At 64.0% G+C, this 716-nt stretch carries 1 protein-coding gene; it reads right to left on the minus strand.

Going from position 1 to position 716, the window contains the following annotated elements; genetic code table 11:
* The coding region (locus G9X64_RS36030; RefSeq protein ID WP_171378389.1) for a BID domain-containing protein at nucleotides 1–716 on the minus strand (716 nt) is incomplete at both ends.

Genomic DNA, 716 nt, shown 5'->3' on the forward strand with positions numbered 1-716 from the left:
GAGCCGCATTCGGCAGCGAGGCGACGTTGCCAGGTCTTGGCGGATTGGCGAACATGCGAGGCCAGCGCATCGATCCGGGAAAGCGCGTGTTTGCGTTCGGCGTTGTCTCCGAACAGGCCGGTCTTGCCGGCGAGCGCGCCGAACGTCTCGGGCAAAGTGCTGAGTTGGTTGGCGAGCGCGACTGGATCGGCATTCTCATCCAGGATGCGGCCGCGCAACACGTCCATGGCCGCCGGCGCGTCTTTGAACACCTGCGGCGCAAGCTGCTTTGCCGCCTCCCAATCTCGTTCGAATGCCGGCATTGCCTTTGATCGTCCAACCTCTTCCACGCTCATCGCATAGGTCTTCACGGCCGCAACGAGCACGCGGCGTTCATGATCACGTTCATCGTCACGTTTATCGTCGCTGCGATCCTGGTACAAAGAGCCGCCATCGGCGATGGTGCGCACTGCGGGCGGTGTCGGCGGCCGCGGTTCTGGCATTGGCTTTGGAACCGTCGTGTCCGGGATGGGCTCTGCCTCCCTGGTGATCGCAACCGGTGCGACATCACTCTCGCCCTGCCCCCGGCGATCCTCCATGCCGCGCCGATTGGCGAAGTCATGCGTATAGTCGAGCGTCGTCTCCTTCACACCTGACCGGCTCAGCGTCTCCGTCAGGGAGCGCAGCGTCTTGAACGCATCCAGCCCCGCATAGAGCTGCACCGCCTCGCGATGACG

Origin of the sequence: Rhizobium sophorae, from assembly GCF_013087515.1 — a bacterium.
Taxonomy (GTDB): domain Bacteria; phylum Pseudomonadota; class Alphaproteobacteria; order Rhizobiales; family Rhizobiaceae; genus Rhizobium; species Rhizobium sophorae.